At 73.9% G+C, this 19,988-nt stretch carries 21 protein-coding genes; 8 read left to right on the forward strand and 13 right to left on the reverse strand.

The genetic code is table 11. From position 1 onward, the window contains the following. Positions 1 to 8: 8 nt before the first annotated feature. The 4 genes from INN71_RS12670 to INN71_RS12685 all read right to left on the reverse strand — a co-directional run bounded on the left by INN71_RS12670 (position 9) and on the right by INN71_RS12685 (position 4,413). Entirely contained in the window at positions 9 to 383 is a 375-nt protein-coding gene (locus INN71_RS12670) for an RNA polymerase-binding protein RbpA (protein WP_277500468.1), read from the reverse strand. Between the two features lie 96 nt (positions 384 to 479). Beyond that, on the reverse strand, positions 480 to 1,805 hold the full coding sequence (locus INN71_RS12675; RefSeq protein ID WP_301800725.1) for an MFS transporter: 1,326 nt from the start codon (positions 1,803 to 1,805) through the stop codon (positions 480 to 482). A 160-nt stretch (positions 1,806 to 1,965) separates the two neighbouring features. Next, a complete protein-coding gene (locus INN71_RS12680; RefSeq protein WP_301800700.1) occupies positions 1,966 to 2,793 on the reverse strand; it encodes a glycerophosphodiester phosphodiesterase in 828 nt (275 codons plus the stop codon). An 81-nt stretch (positions 2,794 to 2,874) separates the two neighbouring features. Further along, positions 2,875 to 4,413: a UDP-N-acetylglucosamine 1-carboxyvinyltransferase gene (locus tag INN71_RS12685; RefSeq protein ID WP_277500466.1), complete on the reverse strand. Its 1,539-nt coding sequence runs from the start codon at positions 4,411 to 4,413 to the stop codon at positions 2,875 to 2,877. Between the two features lie 125 nt (positions 4,414 to 4,538). Here INN71_RS12685 and INN71_RS12690 point away from each other — a divergent pair, with 125 nt between their 5' ends. Continuing rightward, a complete protein-coding gene (locus tag INN71_RS12690; RefSeq protein ID WP_301800702.1) occupies positions 4,539 to 5,555 on the forward strand; it encodes a zinc-dependent alcohol dehydrogenase family protein in 1,017 nt (338 codons plus the stop codon). A gap of 21 nt (positions 5,556 to 5,576) precedes the next feature. Here INN71_RS12690 and INN71_RS12695 read toward each other — a convergent pair whose 3' ends face one another. From INN71_RS12695 to INN71_RS12705, 3 genes are all read right to left on the reverse strand, one after another. Continuing rightward, the gene (locus INN71_RS12695) at positions 5,577 to 6,176 is read right to left on the reverse strand and encodes a methionine ABC transporter permease (protein WP_301800727.1); all 600 of its coding nucleotides are present in this window, start codon (positions 6,174 to 6,176) and stop codon (positions 5,577 to 5,579) included. A 113-nt stretch (positions 6,177 to 6,289) separates the two neighbouring features. Continuing rightward, positions 6,290 to 7,318, reverse strand: a complete 1,029-nt coding sequence (locus INN71_RS12700; protein ID WP_301800703.1) for a methionine ABC transporter ATP-binding protein — start codon at positions 7,316 to 7,318, stop codon at positions 6,290 to 6,292. Beyond that, positions 7,318 to 8,259, reverse strand: a complete 942-nt coding sequence (locus tag INN71_RS12705; protein WP_301800705.1) for a MetQ/NlpA family ABC transporter substrate-binding protein — start codon at positions 8,257 to 8,259, stop codon at positions 7,318 to 7,320. The genes INN71_RS12700 and INN71_RS12705 overlap by 1 nt, the downstream gene beginning before the upstream one ends. Positions 8,260 to 8,421: 162 nt before the next feature. On the opposite strand from INN71_RS12705, the gene INN71_RS12710 reads away from it, so the two are divergent. Continuing rightward, positions 8,422 to 8,913 carry a phosphoribosyltransferase gene (locus INN71_RS12710; RefSeq protein WP_277500462.1) on the forward strand — a complete coding sequence of 164 codons (492 nt, stop codon included), beginning with the start codon at positions 8,422 to 8,424 and terminating at the stop codon, positions 8,911 to 8,913. Between the two features lie 62 nt (positions 8,914 to 8,975). Here the strand turns inward: INN71_RS12710 and INN71_RS12715 are convergent, their stop codons facing one another. Next, positions 8,976 to 9,986: a hemolysin family protein gene (locus INN71_RS12715; protein WP_277500461.1), complete on the reverse strand. Its 1,011-nt coding sequence runs from the start codon at positions 9,984 to 9,986 to the stop codon at positions 8,976 to 8,978. Next, positions 9,983 to 11,428, reverse strand: a complete 1,446-nt coding sequence (locus INN71_RS12720) for a hemolysin family protein (RefSeq protein ID WP_277500460.1) — start codon at positions 11,426 to 11,428, stop codon at positions 9,983 to 9,985. The genes INN71_RS12715 and INN71_RS12720 overlap by 4 nt, the downstream gene beginning before the upstream one ends. Positions 11,429 to 11,645: 217 nt before the next feature. On the opposite strand from INN71_RS12720, the gene INN71_RS12725 reads away from it, so the two are divergent. Continuing rightward, a complete protein-coding gene (locus tag INN71_RS12725; RefSeq protein WP_277500459.1) occupies positions 11,646 to 12,095 on the forward strand; it encodes a VOC family protein in 450 nt (149 codons plus the stop codon). Between the two features lie 27 nt (positions 12,096 to 12,122). On the opposite strand, the gene INN71_RS12730 is transcribed toward INN71_RS12725, so the two are convergent. Beyond that, complete coding sequence (locus INN71_RS12730; RefSeq protein ID WP_277500470.1) at positions 12,123 to 12,716, reverse strand: SDR family oxidoreductase; 594 nt, start codon at positions 12,714 to 12,716, stop codon at positions 12,123 to 12,125. 10 nt (positions 12,717 to 12,726) lie between these two features. Then, positions 12,727 to 12,897: a hypothetical protein gene (locus INN71_RS12735; RefSeq protein ID WP_277500474.1), complete on the reverse strand. Its 171-nt coding sequence runs from the start codon at positions 12,895 to 12,897 to the stop codon at positions 12,727 to 12,729. A 50-nt stretch (positions 12,898 to 12,947) separates the two neighbouring features. Between INN71_RS12735 and INN71_RS12740 the strand changes: the two genes are divergently transcribed. Further along, complete coding sequence (locus INN71_RS12740; RefSeq protein ID WP_277500458.1) at positions 12,948 to 13,466, forward strand: 2'-5' RNA ligase family protein; 519 nt, start codon at positions 12,948 to 12,950, stop codon at positions 13,464 to 13,466. Between the two features lie 43 nt (positions 13,467 to 13,509). On the opposite strand, the gene INN71_RS12745 is transcribed toward INN71_RS12740, so the two are convergent. Together INN71_RS12745 and INN71_RS12750 are read right to left on the reverse strand one after the other, a co-directional pair. Further along, complete coding sequence (locus INN71_RS12745) at positions 13,510 to 14,130, reverse strand: hypothetical protein (RefSeq protein ID WP_277500456.1); 621 nt, start codon at positions 14,128 to 14,130, stop codon at positions 13,510 to 13,512. Continuing rightward, a complete protein-coding gene (locus INN71_RS12750; RefSeq protein ID WP_277500454.1) occupies positions 14,130 to 15,416 on the reverse strand; it encodes a serine/threonine-protein kinase in 1,287 nt (428 codons plus the stop codon). Before INN71_RS12750 ends, INN71_RS12745 begins: the two co-directional genes overlap by 1 nt. Before the next feature lie 186 nt (positions 15,417 to 15,602). Between INN71_RS12750 and INN71_RS12755 the strand changes: the two genes are divergently transcribed. The 4 genes from INN71_RS12755 to INN71_RS12770 all read left to right on the forward strand — a co-directional run bounded on the left by INN71_RS12755 (position 15,603) and on the right by INN71_RS12770 (position 19,952). Continuing rightward, positions 15,603 to 16,259 (forward strand): CDP-alcohol phosphatidyltransferase family protein, encoded by a 657-nt coding sequence (locus INN71_RS12755; protein ID WP_277500453.1) that lies wholly within the window; start codon positions 15,603 to 15,605, stop codon positions 16,257 to 16,259. After that, positions 16,256 to 16,711 carry a VTT domain-containing protein gene (locus INN71_RS12760; protein ID WP_277500452.1) on the forward strand — a complete coding sequence of 152 codons (456 nt, stop codon included), beginning with the start codon at positions 16,256 to 16,258 and terminating at the stop codon, positions 16,709 to 16,711. Before INN71_RS12755 ends, INN71_RS12760 begins: the two co-directional genes overlap by 4 nt. A 192-nt stretch (positions 16,712 to 16,903) precedes the next feature. Then, complete coding sequence (locus INN71_RS12765) at positions 16,904 to 17,512, forward strand: hypothetical protein (RefSeq protein ID WP_277500451.1); 609 nt, start codon at positions 16,904 to 16,906, stop codon at positions 17,510 to 17,512. A 97-nt stretch (positions 17,513 to 17,609) separates the two neighbouring features. Beyond that, entirely contained in the window at positions 17,610 to 19,952 is a 2,343-nt protein-coding gene (locus INN71_RS12770) for a signal peptidase I (RefSeq protein WP_277500450.1), read from the forward strand. Positions 19,953 to 19,988 lie beyond the last annotated feature (36 nt).

The raw sequence follows: 19,988 nt of genomic DNA on the forward strand, positions 1-19,988 counted from the left end.
CGGGGACGTCAGCCCTTGCTGCGACCCGAGCGGTGCAGGTGCGCCGGCCCGATCTCGCCGCCGCGCAGCATCTCGAGGCGCTCCGTGAGGATCTCCTCGAGCTCGCCCTCGGAGCGACGCTCCAGCAGCATGTCCCAGTGCGTGCGCGCCGGCTTCTCGACCTTCTCCTCCGGCAGGATGCCGGCGGTGCTCAGCGCCTCGGACCCGCAGCGGGGGCACTCCCAGGTCGCCGGGATGTCGGCCTCGACGGACATCGTGATCTCGAACTCGTGGTCCTGCGCGCAGCGGTAGCCCACCTGCTGACGCGCGGCGAACTCGATGCCGCGCTCGTCCTCGAAGGACTGCCCTCCGAGTCGCGCTCCTCGCAACGTGCGCTCTGCCATGCGGGCACCTCCACCTCTCCGATCGGTCCCTACGCCTAAGTGCTCAACGGTACTGGTCGGCCGGGGATTCCCGAAAAGACGCCCTGTGCCCGGGGCTCAGACGCGGGGCGGCGCGGCGAGCGTCGTACCCGGTCGCAGGCCGGCGCGCACGGGCAGGAGGAGCAGCAGGCCCACGAGCAGCACGACGAGGATGCCGAGGATCCCGAAGTACTGCGCGTCGTCGGAGGAGGTGCCGGTGACCGCCGCGCCGAACGTGAGCGCGAGCGCCCAGCCCATCGGGGCCAGGAAGCTGGCGGCGCGCCCGGTCGTGGCGTAGAGCCCGAAGACCTGGCCCTCGCGTCCCGGCGGCACGAGACGGGCCAGAAGTGAGCGCGACGCCGACTGCGCCGGGCCGACGAAGATGCAGAGCACCAGGCCGAAGACCCAGAACACCGTCGTGCCGCCGTCGTGCAGGAGGAACACGGCGGCGCCGGCGAGGCACATGCACACGAGCGAGACCACGATGACCCGCTTGGGCCCGACGCGGTCGTCGAGCGCGCCCGCCGCGATCGTGGCGACGCCCGCGACCACGTTGGCCGCGACGCCGAAGATGATGACGCCGCCGTCGCTGAAGCCGAACGTGCCGGCCGCGATCACGGCGCCGAAGGTGAAGACGCCGGCGAGCCCGTCGCGGTAGACCGCGGACGCGCCGAGGAAGTAGACGGTGTCGCGGTCGGTGCGCCACAACTCGCCCACCGTCGCGAACAGCCGGCGGTACGACGCGACGATCCCCAGCCGTGGCTCCCGGGCCGCCCGGGCCTCGCGGGGGCGGTCGCGGATGGTGAGGATGACGGGCAGGGAGAAGGCGAGCGTCCAGGCCGCGCAGACGAGCATCGTCACGCGCACGTCGAGCCCGTCGTCCCCGGTGACCCCGAAGAGGCCGACCTCGGGGTTGATGAACCCGAAGTACACGAACAGCAGCAGCACGATGCCGCCGAGGTACCCCAGGCCCCAGCCCAGGCCGGAGATCCGTCCCACGGTGGCCGGGGTGGCGATCTCGTTGAGCATCGCGTTGTAGTTGACCGACGCCAGCTCGAAGAAGACGTTGCCCGCCGCGAGGAGCAGCAGCCCGAGCCACAGCATGCTGGCGTCGGGGGTCACGAAGAACATGAGGCCCGACACGACCACGACGAGCGCCGTGTTGATCGTCAGCCAGAAGGTGCGGCGCCCGGAGCGGTCGGCGCGCTGGCCGATGAGCGGGGCCAGCACCGCGATCGTCAGGCCGGCCGCCGCGAGGGCCCAGCCCAGCTTGGTGTCGACGCCCGCGCCGAAGAGCGGCTCGCCCGCGTCGTCCTCCGCCGTCAGGTAGACCGTGAACACGAACGTGGTGATGACGGCGTTGAAGGCCGCCGACCCCCAGTCCCACAGGCCCCAGGCCACCACGGGCCAGCGGGCCCGCCGCGGCTCCCCGGCCCCGTCGGCGCCGTCGGCCCCGCCCGTGGCGCCGGTCGCGCCCGTTCCGTGCGTCTCGACCGTCACGTCCCCTCCTCGTGGTGGTGCCAGATCGTCCCGCGGGTGGTCCCCGGACGTGTCGCGGTCGCCGTCACGGCGTGCGCGGGTCGCGCCCGCCCCACGCACCGCGGGCGAGGAGCACCTCGCGCAGCACGTCGGTGCGGTCGGTCATGAGGCCGTCGACGCCCAGGTCGAGCAGCGCCTCCATCTCGGCGCGGTCGTCGATGGTCCACACGTGCACGTGCTTGCCCGTGGCGTGCGCGCGTCGTACCAGCCGCGCGCTGACGATCGGCAGCACCCGCTCGACCGGCACCTGCAGGGCCGCCACGCGCCCGCCGGTCAGGCGGTCGGCGACACGGCCGGGGAGCAGCACGAAGGCGACGATCTCGCCGCGGTGCGCGGCGGTCGGCACGCGGCCGCCGACCAGGCGGCGGAAGCGCCGGATGCGCCCGGCCGAGAAGGAGCCGACCAGCACCCGGTCCCACAGGTCGTGCTCGGCGACGAAGGCCGCCAGGGCCTCGGGTGAGCGGTCGCACTTGAGGTCGATGTTGAAGCGCGCCCCGGGGAGGCGCTCGACGAGCTCCGCAAGGGTGGGCACGGTGCCGCGCTCGCCGACGCGCAGCCGGCGGACCTCGGCGAGGGTCAGGTCCCCGACCGCGCCCACGGTGCCGGTGACCCGCTCGAGGAGCGCGTCGTGGAACGCGACCAGCACGCCGTCGGCCGTGACCTGGACGTCGGTCTCGAGGTGCACGTAGCCGAGGCCGGCCGCGTGCTCGAACGCCTCGAGGGTGTTCTCGTGGCCCACGACCGCCGGGTGGGCGGCTCCGCCGCGGTGGGCGAAGGCGAGGGGGACGCCCGGGTGGGCCTCGTCCCCGTCGAGGTAGGCGAACCCCGTCACCGGGGTCGTCGTCGCGGTCACGGGCGTCACCCTAGCCCCCCGGCGACCGCCTCGGAGGGCGGTCGCCGGCGGGACCCCCGGGGCCCCGGGGGAGGGGGTCGCTCAGATGTCGCGGAACGGCACGATGTTGGCGCCGAGCTGGTTGAGCCGCTCCGCCAGGTCCTCGTAACCGCGGTGGATCACGTACGTCGAGCGCAGCACCGAGGTGCCCTTCGAGGCCAGCATCGCCAGCAGGATGACGACCGCCGGGCGCAGCGCCGGCGGGCAGACGATCTCGGCGCCCGAGAAGTGCGTCGGGCCCTCCACCAGCACGCGGTGGGGGTCCATCAGCTTGACGTTGCCGCCGAGCTTGGTGAGCTCGGTCAGGTAGATCGCCCGGTTCTCGTAGACCCAGTCGTGCAGCATCGTCTGGCCGTTGGCGACCGCCGCGATGACGGCGAAGAACGGCAGGTTGTCGATGTTGAGGCCCGGGAACGGCATCGGGTGGATCTTGTCGAGCGGCGCGTGCAGCTCGGAGCGGTACGTCGTGATGTCGACGAGGCGGGTCTCGCCGTTGAGCGCGACGTACTCCGCGGAGCGCTCGTAGCGCAGGCCCATGCCCTCGAGCGTCGCGAGCTCGACCTCCATGAACTCGATCGGCACCCGGCGGATGGTGATCTCCGAGCCGGTCACGATCGCCGCCGCGAGCAGCGACATGGCCTCGATCGGGTCCTCGCTCGGCGCGTAGTCGACGTCGACGTCGATGCGGGAGCGACCGGTGACGGTGAGCGTCGTCGTACCGATGCCCTGGACGTCGACGCCGAGCTTGCGCAGGTAGAAGCACAGGTCCTGGACCATGTAGTTCGACGAGGCGTTGCGGATGATCGTCGTGCCCTCGTTGAGGGCGGCCGCCATGAGTGCGTTCTCGGTGACGGTGTCGCCGCGCTCGGTGAGCACGATGGGCTTCACCGGCTCGGTGCCGTGGGCGACCTGTGCGTGGTAGTGGCCCTCCGTCGCCTTGACCTCGAGACCGAAGTGGCGCAGCGCCGACATGTGGGGCTCGACGGTGCGCTCGCCGAGGTTGCAGCCGCCCGCGTAGGGCAGGTCGAACGTCTCCAGCCGGTGCAGCAGCGGGCCGAGGAACATGATGATCGAGCGGGTACGACGGGCGGCCGCCGCGTCGATGTTCGACAGGTCGAGGTGCTCGGGCGGGATGATCTCGAGGTCGTTGTCGGCGTTGAGCCAGCGGGTGCGGACACCGAGGCTCTGCAGCACCTCGAGGAGGCGGTTGACCTCCTCGATGCGCGCGACCTTGCGCAGCACGGTGCGCCCGCGGTTGAGCAGCGAGGCGCACAGCAGGGCCACGCCGGCGTTCTTCGAGGTCTTCACGTCGATGCTGCCCGACAGGGTCGTCGGCCCGGTCACGCGCAGGTGCGTGGGCCCGGAGCCGATGGCCACGATCTCGGAGTCGAGCGCCGTGCCGATGCGGGCCAGCGTCTCCAGGGAGAGGTTCTGGTGCCCCTTCTCGATGCGGTTCACCGCGCTCTGCGAGGTGCCGAGCACCTCGGCGAGCTGGGTCTGCGTGAGACCCCGGTGGTTGCGGGCGTCGCGGATCAGTCGGCCGATACGTGCCTTGTAGTCGGCCTGGTCGTCACCAGTCATGCGACCACGGTATCTCAGATATGAGATAGGACAACGCAGCGTCCGGGCGGCGTGCCGGACGCACCGGGACGCCCGCCCGAGTGCACCTCGACCCGTGGCAGGGGCCCCTGCGGCAGGATGGCCCCATGCGCGCCACCACCCTCCACGGCCCCCGCGACATCCGCGTCGAGGACGTCCCGGACCCGACCATCGAGCTGCCCACCGACGCGATCGTGAAGGTGCGGGCGGGCTGCGTGTGCGGCTCCGACCTGTGGCCCTACCGCGACGAGACCACCGAGGGCTGGCGCACCATCGGCCACGAGGCCGTGGGCGAGGTCGTGGCTGTGGGCGACGACGTGCGCCAGGTGCGGGTCGGCGACTTCGTCGTGGTGCCCTTCTGCCACTGTGACGGCACCTGTGCGCACTGCCGCGCGGGGGTGCACTCGGCGTGCACCAACCTCGGCATGACGGTCTCCGGCCAGGCCGAGTACGCGCGGGTGACCCAGGCCGACGGCTCGCTCGTCGCCGTGCCCGGCGGAGCGCCGGACCCGGCCCTGCTGCCGTCGCTGCTGAGCCTCACCGACGTCATGGCCACCGGCTGGCACGCGGCCGTCAGCGCCGGCGTACGTCCCGGGTCGACGGTCGCCGTCGTCGGCGACGGCGCCGTCGGGCTGTGCGGCGTGCTCGCGGCCAGCGCGATGGGCGCCGAGCGGATCGTCGCGCTCTCGCGCCACGAGCCGCGCCAGCGCCTCGCGCGCGAGTTCGGCGCCACGCACGTGGTCGCCGAGCGCGGCAAGGAGGCGACGGCCGCGCTGCGCGAGATCACCGGGGGAGTGGGGGCCGACGCCGTGCTCGAGTGCGTCGGCACCGGTGACGCGGTGCGCACCGCGTTCGCCATCGCCCGCCCCGGCTCGACCGTCGGGTTCGTGGGCGTGCCGCACGGGGTCGAGCTGCCGGTGAACCGGATGTTCGCCATGAACGTGGGCCTGGCCGGCGGCATGGCGCCGGTGCGGCGCTACCTGCCCGACCTGCTCGAGCGGGTGCTGGCCGGCACGATGGAGCCCGGCCGCGTCTTCGACCTCGTCCTCCCGCTGGAGGAGGCGCCCGAGGCCTACCGGGCCATGGACGAGCGGCGCGCCGTCAAGGTGATGCTCGAGCCCTGACGGGCGCCGCCCGGTGCTGCCTCAGGTGCGCAGCACCTTGCGGGCCAGCAGGTTGCCGGCGAGCTGGGCCAGCTGCACGATCGCGACGAGGAGCAGCACGGCGGTCCACGTGACCACCCAGTCGAACTGGCGGTAGCCGTACTGCTGGGCGAACGTGCCCAGGCCGCCGCCGGCGATGACCCCGGCGATGGCGGAGGCGTCGACGATCGCCACGAACGCGAAGGTGAAGCCGAGCACGAGCGGGCCGAGCGCCTCCGGCACTAGCACGGTGAAGGTGACGCGCAACCGGCTGGCACCCATGGCACGCGCCGCCTCGATGACGCCGGGGCTCACGCTCACCAGGTTCTGCTCGACGATGCGCGCGATCATGAACATCGCCGCCAGCGTCAGCGCGAACACGACGGCCCGCGTGCCGATGCCGATGCCGACCACCAGCCGCGCGGCCGGCTGCACCGCCGCGATGAAGATGACGAACGGGATCGGCCGGAAGAAGTTCACCAGCGTGTTGAGCAGCACGTAGGCGGGGGCGTTGGCGTAGAGCCCGCCGCGCTTCGTCAGCTGCAGGGCCAGGCCCAGGAGCATGCCCAGGGCGCCGCCGAGGACGAGCGTGATCGAGACCATCGTGAGGGTCTGCCCGAGGGCCTCCCACACCTGCGGCCACAGCTCCGGCAGCCGGGTGTCGACTGCCTGGGTGACGGCCTGGGGGGTGACGGCCGGGGTCGTGACGGCGCCCATCACGCGACCTCCTCGAGACGCACGAGGCCCGCGACCTCGTCGACGGCGGCCTGGACGGCGTCCGGTTCGCCCTCGAGGGCCAGGGTCAGGTTGGCGAAGGTGCGCTCGCCGACGGCCTCGATGCCGCCGTACACGAGCTCGAAGCCGACGCCGTGGCGGGCGAGCACGTCGTACACCTGGGGCTGGCGCACGTCGGCGTCGCGGAAGGCGAGCCGCACGAAGCGGCCGGGGTGGCGCTCGCGCAGCACCGCGAGGAGCGCGTCGTCGGGCCGGTCGTCGACGACGGTGCCCACGAAGCGGCGGGTGACGGGGTGGGTGGGGTCGGCGAAGACGTCGGCGACGACGCCGCGCTCGACCACCCGCCCCTCCTCCATCACCGAGACGGTGTGCGCCAGCTGCCGCACGACCTCCATCTCGTGGGTGATGAGCAGGATCGTGACCCCGAGGTCGCGGTTGACGCGGCGCAGCAGGTCGAGCACGTCCCGGGTGGTCTCGGGGTCGAGCGCGCTCGTGGCCTCGTCGGCGAGCAGCACCTTCGGCTCGGTCGCCAGGGCGCGGGCGATGCCCACGCGCTGCTTCTGCCCGCCCGAGAGCTGGTCGGGGTAGGCGTGCGCCTTGTCGGCGAGCCCCACGAAGTGGAGCAGCTCGGAGATGCGCCGCTGGTGCTCCTCCTTCGGCACCCCGGCCACCGTCAGCGGGTAGGCCAGGTTGCCCCAGACCGTGCGGGACCCGAAGAGGTTGAACTGCTGGAAGATCATCCCGATGTCGCGGCGCACCTGGCGCAGCTGCTTCTCGGGGAGTCCCACGAGCTCGGTGCCGTTGACGACGACGCTGCCGGAGGTCGCCTCCTCGAGCGCGTTGACGAGCCGCACGAGGGTGGACTTGCCGGCTCCGGAGTAGCCCACGATCGCGTGGATCTCCCCGGCCTCGACGGTCAGGGAGACCCCGTCCACGGCGCGCAGCGCGGGGGCGCGGCGGCCGCGGCCGGGGAACTCCTTGACGACGTCGGTCAGCTGGACGACGGACATCAGCCTGCGTTCGCCTCGCGGGTCTGCTCCTCGAGGTCGGCGAGCGTCGCCTGGAGCTCCTCGGCGGGGATCTCGACCAGCTCGGCGGTGCCGCCGGAGGCGTCGAGCACACCCTCCTGGACGGCCTCGCTGCTCTGGTAGACCTCGACGAGCGTGCGGTACGTCTCGTCGTCGGCGTCCTCGGCGCGCACAACGAAGATGTTGACGTAGGGCTGGGCCGAGGCGTCGGCCGGGTCGTCGGTCGCGATGGCGTCGTCGAAGGTCAGGCCGGTGTTCTCGACGAAGTCGTTGTTGATGACCGCGGCGGCCACGTCGGGCAGCGACGCGCCGGTGAGGTCGGCCTGGACGGCGCGGACCTCGACGCGCGAGGAGTCCTCGACGTCGTCGACCGTGGAGTACGCCGAACCGCCGTCGGCCAGCTCGACGAGACCGGCCTCCTGGAGCATGAGCAGGGCGCGGGCCTGGTTGGTGTCGTCGTCGGGGACCACGACGGTCTCGCCGTCCGGGATGTCCTCGGGCGAGTCGTAGTCGTTCGAGTAGAGGCCCAGCGGGTAGATCGCGGTCGAGCCGATGGGGGTGAGGTCGTCGTCGTTCGCGACGTTGTAGCCCGCCAGGTAGAGCAGGTGCTGGAACTGGTTGACCTCGATGGCGCCCTCGGAGAGCGACGGGTTGGGCTGCAGGTAGTCCGTGAAGTTCTGGATGTCCAGCTCGATGCCCTCGTCCTCGAGCTCGGTGGCGAAGGTCTCCCAGTACTCCTCGCTGGCGTCGGCGACACCGATGGTCACCTCGGTCAGGGGCTGGCCGTCGGCGCCGACCTCGTCGTCACCGCGGGTGAGGACGAAGACCAGCACGGCGGCCGCGACCAGGAGGACCGCCACGACGGCGGCGACGAGCGGGAGCCGGGACTTCGGCTTCTCGACCAGGGGAATGTTGTGGGACATCGGGTGTTCCTGTTCTGCGGCTCGTGACCGCCTCGACCGTGAGCGGCGGGTGGCCGCGACCAGGAGACGGTAGGACGCTGTAACACCAGTGACATACGGGTCTTACATCGTGGCCACGTGAGCCTCGTCTCCCGGCCGCCCGCGGCGCCGTACGATCCCCGGGTGAGCGAGCGGGAGACCCTGACCTGGGAGACGTACGGCGAGGCGGTGCGCGAGCTCGCGCAGCAGGTGGCGGACGCGGGGTTCGTCCCCGACGTGGTGCTCGGCATCGCGCGGGGCGGCCTCATCCCGGCCGGCTCCATCGCCTACGCCCTGGACTGCAAGAACCTCTTCACGATGAACGTCGAGTTCTACACGGGCGTCGGGACGACCCTCGAGGTGCCGACGATGCTCCCTCCGTACCTCGACGCCTCCGAGCTGGACGACGCACGCGTGCTGATCGTCGACGACGTGGCGGACTCGGGCCGGACGCTCGAGATGGTCTACGACTTCTGCCGCGACCACGTCGCGGAGGCCCGGACGGCCGTGATCTACGAGAAGCCGCGCTCCGCGGTCAAGGGCGACTTCGTCTGGAAGCACACCGACCTGTGGATCAACTTCCCCTGGTCGACCCAGCCGCCGATCACCGACCGCTCCGGCGTCCGCGACGCCTGAGGGCGAGCGGCGGGCGAGCGGCAGGGGGAGCCGCCCGGGGTGGTGACCCCGGGCGGCCCCGCTCAGCTCGCGACCTGCTCGGGGAACAGCCCGCGCAGCATGTCGGCGAACGACACGACGCCGACGAGGCCGTCGCGGTCCCGCACCACGGCGAGCTGCGCGCTCTCCGCGCGCATCTCGGCCAGGGCCGCCAGCACCGTGGTGTCGGGCGCCAGCTCGTGCAGCGGCCGCACCAGCGGCCCGACCGGGTGGTCGCGGTCGGCGGTCAGGGTGTCGCGCACGTGCACGAGACCGGTCGGGACCTCCGGGCTGCCCACGAGGATGCGCAGGTGCCCGGTGCGGCGGCTGGCGTCCTGCACCGCGCCCACGGTGGCGTCCGTCGCCACCGCGACCGGGCGCCGCGGGCGCACGAGGTCACGCACCTGCAGCCGGCCCAGGTCGAGCGCCCCCTCGAGCTGCGCGGAGTAGCTGGCGTCGAGCGCGCCGACGTTCGCGGAGTGCTGCACCAGCTGGCGCAGCGCCTCCGGGTCCTGGCCCGAGGCCAGCTCGTCGACCGCGTCCACGCCCACCCGGTGCAGGCACCAGTTGGCCGCGTTGTTGAGCAGCCGCAGGACCGGCCGGGTCAGCCACATGAAGCCGCGCATCGGCAGCGCCAGCAGGGTGGCGGAGCGCTCCGGGTGCGCGATCGCCCACGACTTCGGGGCCATCTCGCCCACCACGAGGTGCACGAAGGTGACCGCGACGAGGGCGAGGACGAACCCGGCCACGTCGGCCAGCCACAGCGCCACGCCCCACGACTCGAAGAGCGGGGTGAGCCAGTGGTGCACCGCCGGCTTGGTGATCGCGCCGAGCGCGAGCACGCAGAGGGTGATGCCCAGCTGCGAGCCGGCGAGCAGCACCGAGAGCTCCGACGCGCTGCGCAGCGCCGCGCGCCCCGCCCGGCTCGTGGCGGCGGCGTCCTCGAGGCGGTGCTTCTTCGCGCCGATGAGCGCGAACTCGATCGCGACGAAGAACGCGCTCAGCGCGATGATCACGACGGTCGCCACCAGGACGACCACGGGGTTCTCCATCATGCCTCCACCTCGCCGGTGCGCTCGGTGCGCTCGGCGCGCGCGTCGTCGTCGGACCGGTCCGCGGTCCCGTCCTCGTCCGGCGGCGGGAGCAGGCGCAGGCCCACGAGCGCCGGCACGTACTGCTCCACCTCCCGCACCTCGACCTCGAGGTGCCAGACCCCGGGCTCGTCGGTGACGGCCAGGTCGCCGGGGTCGTCGGGCAGGCGTACGACGACGGTCGTGCCGGCCGCGGGGAGCGCGCCGTGCTCGGCGATGACGAGACCGGCGATGGTCTCGAAGTCCCCGGAGGGCAGGTCGCGACCCACGATGCGCTCGACCTCGTCGACGGGCACGTCGCCCCGCAGCTCCCAACCGCCGCGCTCGGTGTCGACGCGGAACTCGGGCTCGGCCGGCTCGTCGTGCTCGTCGCGGATCTCGCCCACGATCTCCTCGACCAGGTCCTCGATCGTGACGATGCCGGCGAGGCCGCCGTACTCGTCGACGACGCAGGCCAGCTGCTCGCTCGCCTCCGCAATGGCGCGCAGCGCGTCGGGCATGGGCATGAGCTCGGGCAGCACGACGGCCGGGCGCAGCGCGGTGGTGACCGACCGGGTCCAGGTGTCCGCGTCGCCGGCGCCGAGGTCGAGCAGGTCGACGAGGTGCACGACACCGAGGATCTCGTCGTCGTCGCCGAGAACGGGGTAGCGGGAGTGACCCGTGTGCATCAGCGTCCGGACCTCGCCCAGCGTCGCGTCGGCGTCCACGGAGTCGACCCGGCTGCGGGGCACCATCGCGTGCTCGACGTCGTGGTGGGGGAAGTCGAGCACCCGGTCCAGCAGCACCGACATCTCATCGGTGAGCTCGCCGGAGGCCCGCGACTCGGCCACGATGTGCTCGAGGTCGCGCGCCGTGGCGGAGCTCTCGACGTCGTGCACCGGCTCGATCTTCAGCGCCCGCAGCAGCAGGTTGGACGACTGGTCGAAGAACCAGATGAGCCAGCCCGTCGCCGCCAGGTAGGCCAGGGTCGAGCGCGAGAGCCAGCGCGCGACGGGCTCGGGGCGGGCGATCGCCAGGTTCTTCGGGAACAGCTCGCCGAACAGCATCTGCACGAACGTCGCGAAGACCAGCGCGAGCAGCGTGCCGATGGTGACGCCCACCGCGGTGGGCACGCCGCCGAGGCCCAGCAGGTCACCGAACGCGGCGCCGATGAGCGGCTCCGCCACGTAGCCGACGAGGAGGCCGGTGACGGTGATGCCGAGCTGGGCGCCCGACAGCATGAAGGAGGTGCGGCTCGTGACCTTCAACGTGCGCGCGGCGGCGGCGTCGCCGGCTTCGGCGCGGGCACGGAGGCGGGAGCGGTCGACCGCCATGTAGGCGAACTCCTGCGCGACGAAGTAGCCGGTCGCCGCGGTGATCGCGAGCACGACGAGCACGCCGAGGAGCAGGGAGAGGATGATCGTCACCGGCGGCTCACCTCCCCGGTCGCGGGGGGGCGGGCGTCTCGTTGCCGGGACGAGCCGGGTCTGCAGGGTTCAGCGGGGTCGGATGTCGGCCCGTTCATTCCTGTCCTCTGTCGGGGGTGGGACCCGGCGGTCGCCGGTCCTGGTGGGTGCAACGACGGCGGGGCGCGGAAGGTTCCCGCTCTTGCCGGTCAGGTCCCCGCGGACGAGCATGACCGCCATGCCCGCCACCACCGTCGGCCAGGACGTCCACTTCATCACCTTCGCCACGCGCGACCTCGACGCCGCGCGCCGGTTCTACACCGGCGGCCTCGGCTGGGAGCCGCTGCTCGACGTGGCGGACGAGATCGTGTTCTTCCAGGTGGCCCCGGGGACCGTGCTGGGCTTCTTCGAGGCGTCCCGGTTCGCGCAGGACCTGGGGAGCGACGACCGCCCGCCGGTGTCCGGCGTGACCCTGGCCCACAACGTGGGGGACCGGGACGCGGTGTCCGACGTGGTCGCCGCCATGGTCGCGGGCGGCGGGACCGTGCGCGTCGCGCCACAGGAGGGGGCCTTCGGCGGTGTCTTCCACGCGATCGTCGAGGACCCGAACGGCGTCGTGTGGGAGGTCGCGCACAACCCGGGGTGGTACGTCGACCCGCAGGGCCGCGTCTCGCTCGACGGCCCCTGACCGGCCGGGCCGGCGGGGCCCCGGGGATCAGCCCCGTCGGCGCAGCCGCCGCGGCCGGGACTGCGGGCCCATCACCCGGGACCCGATCGCGTCGGGGAGGTGGGTGAGCAGCTCTGCCAGCACCGCCGTGCGGGGGCGACCGGCGCGCACGTGGCGCTTCCCGGCGAGGATCGCCTCCACCGCGTCGCGGGCGACGTCGGCGGGGTCGTCCTTGCGGCCGCGCGCGATCGGGGCGTCGGCGAGGCCGGCGCGGACGAAGAAGCGGGTGTCGGTGGGCCCGGGCATGAGCGAGGTGACCGTGACGCCCGAGTCCGCCAGCTCCTCGGCGATCCCCTCCGCGAACGAGTGCACGAACGCCTTCGAGGCCGCGTACGTGGCCTGGTAGGGGGTCGGCGCCACCGCGGCGACGGACGCGGTGACGAGGATCCGCCCGCGGCGCCGGGCCACCATGTCACCGACGGCCAGTCCGGCGAGGTGGACGGTGGAGCGCACGTTGAGGTCGACCAGCGCGAGGTGGCGGTCCAGGTCGGTCCCGGCGAAGGTGCCCCCGACGCCGACCCCGGCGTTGAGGGCGACCACGGCGAGGTCCTCGCCCCGTGCCGCGACCTCGTCCCACAGCAGCTCGACGCCGTCAGGGCGCCAGGTCGGCCTGCACCGGGTGGACCACGGCCCCGGGCCGGCGGGCGCGGAGCTCCTCGGCGCTCGTGCGAACGGCGTCGCTGCGCCCGGTGACGAGCGCGAGGCCGGGACGCGCGTCCCCGGCCGGGTCGCTGCCGTCGCTGACGTGGTCGCTGGGTGCCATGCCCACCGGTACCCAGGGCCCGTGGGGCGAGCGTCGGTAGCGTGACGGTCGTGCGCGCCTCGCTGGACCTGCTCCTGGACGATGCGGGGGAGAGCGCCGTACGAGCGGAGTGGGGGGTGCTGACGGCCGCCGGCCTCCCGAGCGCGGGGGACCGCCGCGACGCGACGCACGCGCCGCACGTGACCGTGGCCGAGCGCGACGCGGTCCGCCCTGCGGCCGACGAGGCGCTCGAGGCCCTCGTGGCGCGGCTGCCCGTCGCGGTGCACCTCGGGGCGCCGGTGGTGCTGGGCGCGCGGCGGGGTCTCGTGGTGGCGCGGTCCGTCGTACCCACCGCCGACCTCCTCGCGCTGCACGCCGCCGCGCACGCGACGCTGGGGCCCGGCGGCCCGCCGTGGTCGGAGCCCGGGCGGTGGCTACCGCACGTCACCGTGTCCGGGCGTCTCGACGCGTCGCAGGTGGGGGCGGTCGTGGCGGCGCTGGGGCCGGGGTACGACGTGGTGGGCGCCCGCCTGCGCCGGTGGTCGCCCGCGACCCGCACCGTGCGGGACCTGGGCCCACACCGCAGCTGACGGCGGGCAGGTCGCAGCGGGGCGGACACGCCGCCCGACGGGCTCAGCCGTTGCGGCCGTTCCCGTTGCCGCCTCCGCCGCCGCCGCCGTTGCCTCCGCCGTTGCCTCCGCCGTTGCCCGCGCCCCCGTTCCCGTTCCCGCCTCCACCGGCGCCGTTGCCGCGCCCGCTGCTCGTGGGCTCGGGGGCGGGGGCCGGGGTGACGACGGGCGTCGGCGTGGGGGTCGGGGTGGGCGTGCTCCGAACCGCAGGGGCGGAGGTCGCGGGCGCCGCGGTCGTCGGGTCGGCTGCGGGACCGGCCGTGGCGGGGTCGGCCGTGGCGGGGTCGGTCGCCCCGGTCGGGGCCGGGAGCGCCGAGCGCAGGGCCTGGGCGGCCGTCAGCACCTCGGCGGCCTGGGCGTCGGTGAGCTCACCGTCGCCGTGGGCCTGCGTGACCTGGTCGAGGAGGGCGGCGAGCAGGTCGTCGGCGCGCTCGACCTCACCGGCCGCGACGGCGGCGTCGATGGCCGTCAGTGCCGTGCGGAGCTCGGGGACGGCGTCGGCGGCCGAACCGTCGGAGCTGCAGGCCTGCAGCGGACCGGCGGCGACGACGGCCACGAGCACCGCGCCGGCGGCCCGCCGGGCGGCGCGGAGCAGGCGCGGGTCGAGGCCGTCTCGCACGCCCATCACCCGGTTCCCTCGATCGCGTCGTGCAGGTCCTCCAGCGGGCCGCGCAGCTCGGCGGGCACCTCGGCGGGGAGCTCGGCGTCGGCGGTCACCGCTTCCTCCGTCGGCAGGAAGGTGACGAGGCCGACGGCGACCAGGGCCGCGGCGGCGACGACGGCGCCCCACCGCCGCGCCGTCCGGCGGCGGGGGACCGGGGTCGCCTCCCGGGTCCCCCGGGCGGTGTCGGGATGGCTCCCGCTGCCGGGCAGCTCGAAGGGCTCCGCCGAACCCGTCGCGTCGTGGGTCACCCGGGGCGCCGGCCCTGCGGGCGTGGGCGCCACGGCGGCGGGCGTCGCCGGGGCCAGCACGGCCGCGGTCAGGTCGGCGGGGGGCGTCGCCGTACCGAAGGCGGGCTGCCACGCCTGCGTGCTGGTCGAGCCGTCGGCCGGGGCGAGGACGGGTGACGCGCTCGTCCCGCCGGCTGCTCCCCGCGGTGCCGGAGCGTCGGCGAGCTCGCTGAGGAAGACCGCGACCCGGGCGGCGTCGGGACGCCGGTCGGGGTCCGTGGCGGTCAGCTCGCTCAGCAGGCGCGCCCACGCCCCGCCCAGGTGGGTGGGGACGGCGGGGGAGCGGGCCAGGCGGGCCAGCGCGGCCTCGGTGGGCGGTCCGGCGTACACCTGGCGTCCGGTCAGGGCCTCCAGCAGCACGAGCCCCAGCGAGTACAGGTCGGTGGCCGCCGTGACCCCCGGCTCGCCGCGGACCTGCTCGGGGGAGAGGTACGCCGGGGACCCGATCACGGCGCCCGCCCGGGTCAGCTGGGCCGCGTCGCCCATGAGGCGGGCGATGCCAAAGTCCGCCAGCCAGGCCCGGTCGTCCGCGCCGACGAGCACGTTGCCCGGCTTCACGTCGCGGTGCACGACACCCGCGGCGTGCACGTAGGCGAGCGCGTCGGCGATCTGGGCGCCGACGTGCGCCACACGCGCCGGGCTCATGGCCCCGCCGCTGCAGTGCTCGCGCAGCGTGCTGCCCCGCACGAGCTGCATCACGAGGAAGGGACGTCCGCCGTCGGTGCCGGCGTCGAGGACGGTCACGAGGCCGGGGTGGCTGAGTGCCGCCAGGGTGCGGGCCTCACCCGCGAAGCGGTCCCGGTCGGTCCCGGGGGTGCCGGGGTCGCGGAGGACCTTCACGGCGACGTCGCGCTCCAGGACGCGGTCGCGCGCCCGGTGGACGTCCGCCATGCCACCGCTGCCGATGAGCTCGAGCAGGGCGTAGCGGTCCGCGAGGACGTCCGGGTCCGTGGTCACCATCTCGGGTTCCCTCCGATCGAGCGTGGTACCACCACGCGACATCCACCCCCGAGATGCAACGACCGCCACGGCGCGACGTGACGGTGGGCGACACTGCCCGGTCCCCGGTACCCGTCGAGCGACGGTCGAGCCGCGCGGCGCGAGTCGGGTCGTGGCCGGGCCCCCGGCGCGCGATAGGTTGCGCGCATGGCGGGCAGCCCGGACCGGATCTACGCCGACCCATCCACCGAGAGGTTGATGACGGGCGCGACGGTCATCACCTTCGTGCGCACGGTCGCGACCCTCGTGCTGAGTCTCTGGGGCGCCCACGAGCAGAGCCTCACCCTGCTGGTCGTCGGCCTCGTCGTCTACTGGGTGGGGGACTCCCTCGACGGCGAGTGGGCGCGCTGGTTCGACTGCGAGACGCGGATCGGCGCCGTGGTCGACATGCTCTGCGACCGCCTGAGCTGCGCGGCGTTCTACCTGGGCCTCGTGTGGCTGCAGCCCGAGATGGCGTTCCCGGTCGCCGTCTACCTCTTCGAGTTCATGGTCATCGACATGTTCCTGTCGATGGCGTTCCTCGCGTGGCCGCTGCGCAGCCCCAACTACTTCCACGTCGTCGACCGGCGGATCTACCTGTGGAACTGGTCGCGCCTGGGCAAGGCGGCGAACTCGGGGCTGTTCGCCATCATCCTGCTCGTCACCGGCTGGTGGTGGCTGGGGCTGGTCATCGCCGTCGGCCTGCTGGTGATGAAGTGCGTCTCGCTCAAGTGGGTGCTCGACCTGGGCCTGCCGGTCCCCGCCGCGCCCGGCGCCGCGTCCGCCGTACCCAGCGGGGCGCCGACCGGGGGACCGACCGGGTGATCCTGCTCCTGACCACCTTCGGGGTCGGCGTCGCGTCCGCCCTCCTCCCGGTGGTCAACGCGGAGGCCTACCTCGCCGGCGTCGGAGCGCTGGGCACCGGGGGGCTCGTGCTGCTGTCCGTCGCGGCCGGCGCGGGCCAGACGCTGGGCAAGGTGGTCTGGTACGAGGTCGCGCGCCGCGGCGTGGAGACCGAGTGGGCGCGCAAGAAGCTGTCCGGCCCGAAGGTGCAGCGCGTCCACCAGCGCTGGAGCGACCGCATGGAGGGCCGGCCCTGGTACGCCGCGGCGATCATGCTCGTCTCCTCGCTCGGCGGGGTCCCGCCGCTGCTCGTCATGGCCGCGGTGGCCGGTGTCCTGCGGATGCGCCGCGAGGTCTTCGTCGTGTCGGTGCTCGTGGGCCGTTCGCTGCGGTTCTGGCTGGTGCTGGCCGGGGTGCACCTCCTCTTCCACTGAGCGTCCCGGCCCCCGGTCGGGCAGTCCCGGTCTAGTCCTTTCGGACTACTCCACCTGGGCCCTCTGGCCCGGGACCTGGACCGGTCGGCCATTTCCCGGTCCCAGGACGAGGTTCGTCTCCCGTTGTCCTCCGGACGCCCGTCGAGCGGCCGAGGGGAGGGGGGACCGCTCAACTCCTGGAAAGGCACCCTCATGCGCACCCCGTCCCGCAAGTCGACGAAGATCGCCACCGCTGCCGCCACGCCCGTCGCCGTGCTCCTCGCCGGCGCGCTGGTCTGGCAGTCCTCGCACGCCGCCTTCAGCGGCACCACCCGCAACTCGGGCAACTCGTGGTCCACCGGTGCAGTCAGCCTCACCGACGACGACGCCGGTAGCGCCCGCTTCCAGGCCGAGAACATGACGCCCGGCGACACCGAGACCAAGTGCATCAAGGTCACGGCGACCACCAACGTCTCCGGTCTCGTGAAGGGCTACGCCCTCAACGCCGTCACCTCCGCCCAGGGCCTCGAGAACTACATCAAGATCGGCATGACCTCGGGCGACGGCGGCGGCTTCGGCAGCTGCACCGGCTACGTCCAGAACCAGACCGTCGTGCCGTCCGGCACCAGCCTGGCGGACCTGGCGCAGATCGACGAGTACGCCGAGGGCGTGGGCGGCTGGTCCGTGGCCGCCGGCACCAGCTCGCGCACCTACGCGATCACCTGGACCTTCGACACCACGGGCCTCAACCAGACCCAGGTCGACCAGCTCCAGGGCGCCAAGACCGGCATCGACATCCAGTGGGAGCTGCAGACCGACTGAGCCCCCGCGGGTGCTCGTCGCACCCGCTCGCCGTACCCGGCGTCACCGCCGTGACGCCCGCCCCCGACCCGCCGACGCCCCGAGAGGAGTCCCGCACGTGACCGACGTCGTCGCCCCCGTCCCGCCCGGCCAGCCCGGCGCGCCGGACGGGTCGCACGACCCCGTCGCGGGACCCTCCAGGGGCGACGTCGTCGGGGGCGTCCTCGTGACCGGGCCCGCCGCTCCCGCCGCCGCGCGGGAGTGGGCGGGCCTCGCCGTCGTGGTGGCGGCCCGGGCCTACCGCGCGGCCCTGCTGACCCTCGTCGCCGTCGCGACGCTGCCCCTGCTGTGGAGCTGGTCGAGCCACGTCGTGCGCACCGGGTCGATGGAGCCGACGATCGCCCCCGGCGACGTCGTCGTCGCGCAGCCCTTCGGCGAGGCCGAGGACGTGCCGCTCGGCAAGATCATGATCTTCCGCAACCCCGCGCTCACCGACCGCGAGCAGCTGCTGGTCCACCGCGTCGTCGACGACCGGGGCGACGGCAGCTGGACCACCCGCGGTGACGCCAACCCCGGCAACGACGCCACGCCGGTCACCCGCGACGACCTGCGCAGCCGCGCCGTGCTGCTCGTCCCGTTCGTCGGCAAGCCCTACGTGTGGGCCGCCGGCGGCCAGCCGCTCCAGCTCCTGCTCCTCGCCGGCTGGCTCGCCCTGACGGTCGCGGCGTTCGTCGTGGCGTCGCGGCGCCCCGACGCCGACGGCGCTGCCGGCGAGGGCGACGGCGAGGGCGCTGCCGGCGAGGGCGACGGCGAGGGCGACGGCAGGGGTGAGGGCGGTGACAAGGCCGAGCGGGCCGACGCCACCGTCGCCGGCCGGCCCGCCGCCGGCCCCTCCGCCACCGGCAGCCGCACCGACCCGTCGCACCGCGCCCAGCGGTCGCGACCCGACCTGCGGCGGGTCGCCTCGGCGGTCGTCGCCGTCGTCGCGCTCGTCGTGGGGGCGGCGGCCTGGGGCACGGCGGGCGCCGCCTTCACGGCCACCACCGTCACCGCCGGGTCGACGTGGACCGTCTCGGCGAGCCTGGCCACCAAGGTCACGCTGAACCGCCCCGCCGACGCCGTGCGCGGCACGGTCCCCCTGACGGCGACCCTCCAGGACTCCAGCAAGCTCGTGACCGGGGTGCGCATCGACTACGCGCCGGCCGGCACGACCACCTGGCGCACCATCTGCACCGACACGACCTCGCCGTACTCCTGCGACTGGGCGACGGCGTCGCTCACCAACCAGGACTACGACCTGCGGGCCGTCGCGCTGGCCGGGGCGACCACCCACGTCTCCGAGCTCGTCGAGGACATCTCCGTCGACAACGTGGCGCCGACCGTCGTCCTGTCCGACCCGGGCACCCCGCTGCGCGGCACCGTCACGCTGAACGCCAGCGCCGGCGACGCCCACTCGGGCGTGGACCGCGTCGTCGTCCAGTACGCCGCGACCGGCACCACCACCTGGCGGGACGCCTGCAGCACCAGTGAGGAGCCCGCCACCTGCCGCCTCGACACGACCACGATGGCCGACGGCAGCTACTCCTTCCGGGCCGTCGCCACCGACGCGGCCGGCAACAGCACGACGTCGGCGACCATCGCCAACCGCACCGTCGACAACCGCGTCGCCTCCGTCGCGGTCACCGACCCCGGCGCCTTCCTCAGCGGGACGGTGCAGGTGGGCGCGACGGCGTACTCCCCGAACGGCATCGCCTCCGTGCGGATCCAGCGGGCCACGAGCGGCTCGACGACCTGGACCGACCTGTGCACCGACACGACCTCGCCGTACTCCTGCACCTGGGACACGACCCTGGTCGCGAACGGCCTGTACGACCTGCGGGCGATCCTCACCGACACCGCCGGTCGCACGACGACCTCGGCGGTCGTCGCGAGCCGCCGGGTGGACAACAGCCCCGTGCGGGCCGCCGACGTGCAGACCACCCAGGGTGGTGCCAGCGCCGGGCGTCTCGACCAGGGCGACCGGATCACGTTCACCTACAGCGGCCAGGTCCGGCCGGCCAGCATCAGCTCCGGGTGGACCGGGTCGGCGCTCGCCGTCAACGTGCGGCTGCGCGACGGCGGACTCATCGGGACCGGCAGCACCGGCGACACGATCGACGTGCTGCGCAGCGGCTCGGCCGTGGCGCTCGGGTCGGTCAACCTGCGCCAGAGCTACATCCGGTCGCTGCGCACCGCCCAGTTCGGCGCCACGATGACCGCCTCGACGGTCACCGTCGGCGGGGTCAGCGTCACCCAGGTCGTCCTGGTGCTCGGCGCCCAGACCAGCGGTTCCGGGCTCTCGACGGTCAGCACCGCCTCGGCGATGGTGTGGACGCCGTCGACCACGGCCACCGACCTCGCCGGCCGAGCCGTCTCGGCGACGCCCGTCACCGAGACCGGGGCGTCCGACCGCGAGTTCTGAGTCCGGACAGCCCCCGGTCTGGTGGACTGGGTGCCG

Source organism: Nocardioides sp. ChNu-153, from assembly GCF_030466625.1.
Lineage (GTDB): Bacteria > Actinomycetota > Actinomycetes > Propionibacteriales > Nocardioidaceae > Nocardioides.

Bases quoted from the DNA above. Each gene is read 5' to 3' on its own strand.
- INN71_RS12685 (WP_277500466.1), bottom strand. From the start codon at position 4,413: ATGACTGGTGACGACCAGGCCGACTACAAGGCACGTATCGGCCGACTG.
- INN71_RS12700 (WP_301800703.1), bottom strand. From the start codon at position 7,318: ATGTCCGTCGTCCAGCTGACCGACGTCGTCAAGGAGTTCCCCGGCCGC.
- INN71_RS12750 (WP_277500454.1), bottom strand. From the start codon at position 15,416: ATGGTGACCACGGACCCGGACGTCCTCGCGGACCGCTACGCCCTGCTC.
- INN71_RS12765 (WP_277500451.1), top strand. From the start codon at position 16,904: ATGCGCACCCCGTCCCGCAAGTCGACGAAGATCGCCACCGCTGCCGCC.
- INN71_RS12725 (WP_277500459.1), top strand. From the start codon at position 11,646: ATGCCCGCCACCACCGTCGGCCAGGACGTCCACTTCATCACCTTCGCC.
- INN71_RS12705 (WP_301800705.1), bottom strand. From the start codon at position 8,259: ATGTCCCACAACATTCCCCTGGTCGAGAAGCCGAAGTCCCGGCTCCCG.
- INN71_RS12715 (WP_277500461.1), bottom strand. From the start codon at position 9,986: ATGATGGAGAACCCCGTGGTCGTCCTGGTGGCGACCGTCGTGATCATC.
- INN71_RS12670 (WP_277500468.1), bottom strand. From the start codon at position 383: ATGGCAGAGCGCACGTTGCGAGGAGCGCGACTCGGAGGGCAGTCCTTC.
- INN71_RS12745 (WP_277500456.1), bottom strand. From the start codon at position 14,130: ATGGGCGTGCGAGACGGCCTCGACCCGCGCCTGCTCCGCGCCGCCCGG.
- INN71_RS12755 (WP_277500453.1), top strand. From the start codon at position 15,603: ATGGCGGGCAGCCCGGACCGGATCTACGCCGACCCATCCACCGAGAGG.
- INN71_RS12735 (WP_277500474.1), bottom strand. From the start codon at position 12,897: ATGGCACCCAGCGACCACGTCAGCGACGGCAGCGACCCGGCCGGGGAC.
- INN71_RS12695 (WP_301800727.1), bottom strand. From the start codon at position 6,176: ATGGTCTCGATCACGCTCGTCCTCGGCGGCGCCCTGGGCATGCTCCTG.
- INN71_RS12690 (WP_301800702.1), top strand. From the start codon at position 4,539: ATGCGCGCCACCACCCTCCACGGCCCCCGCGACATCCGCGTCGAGGAC.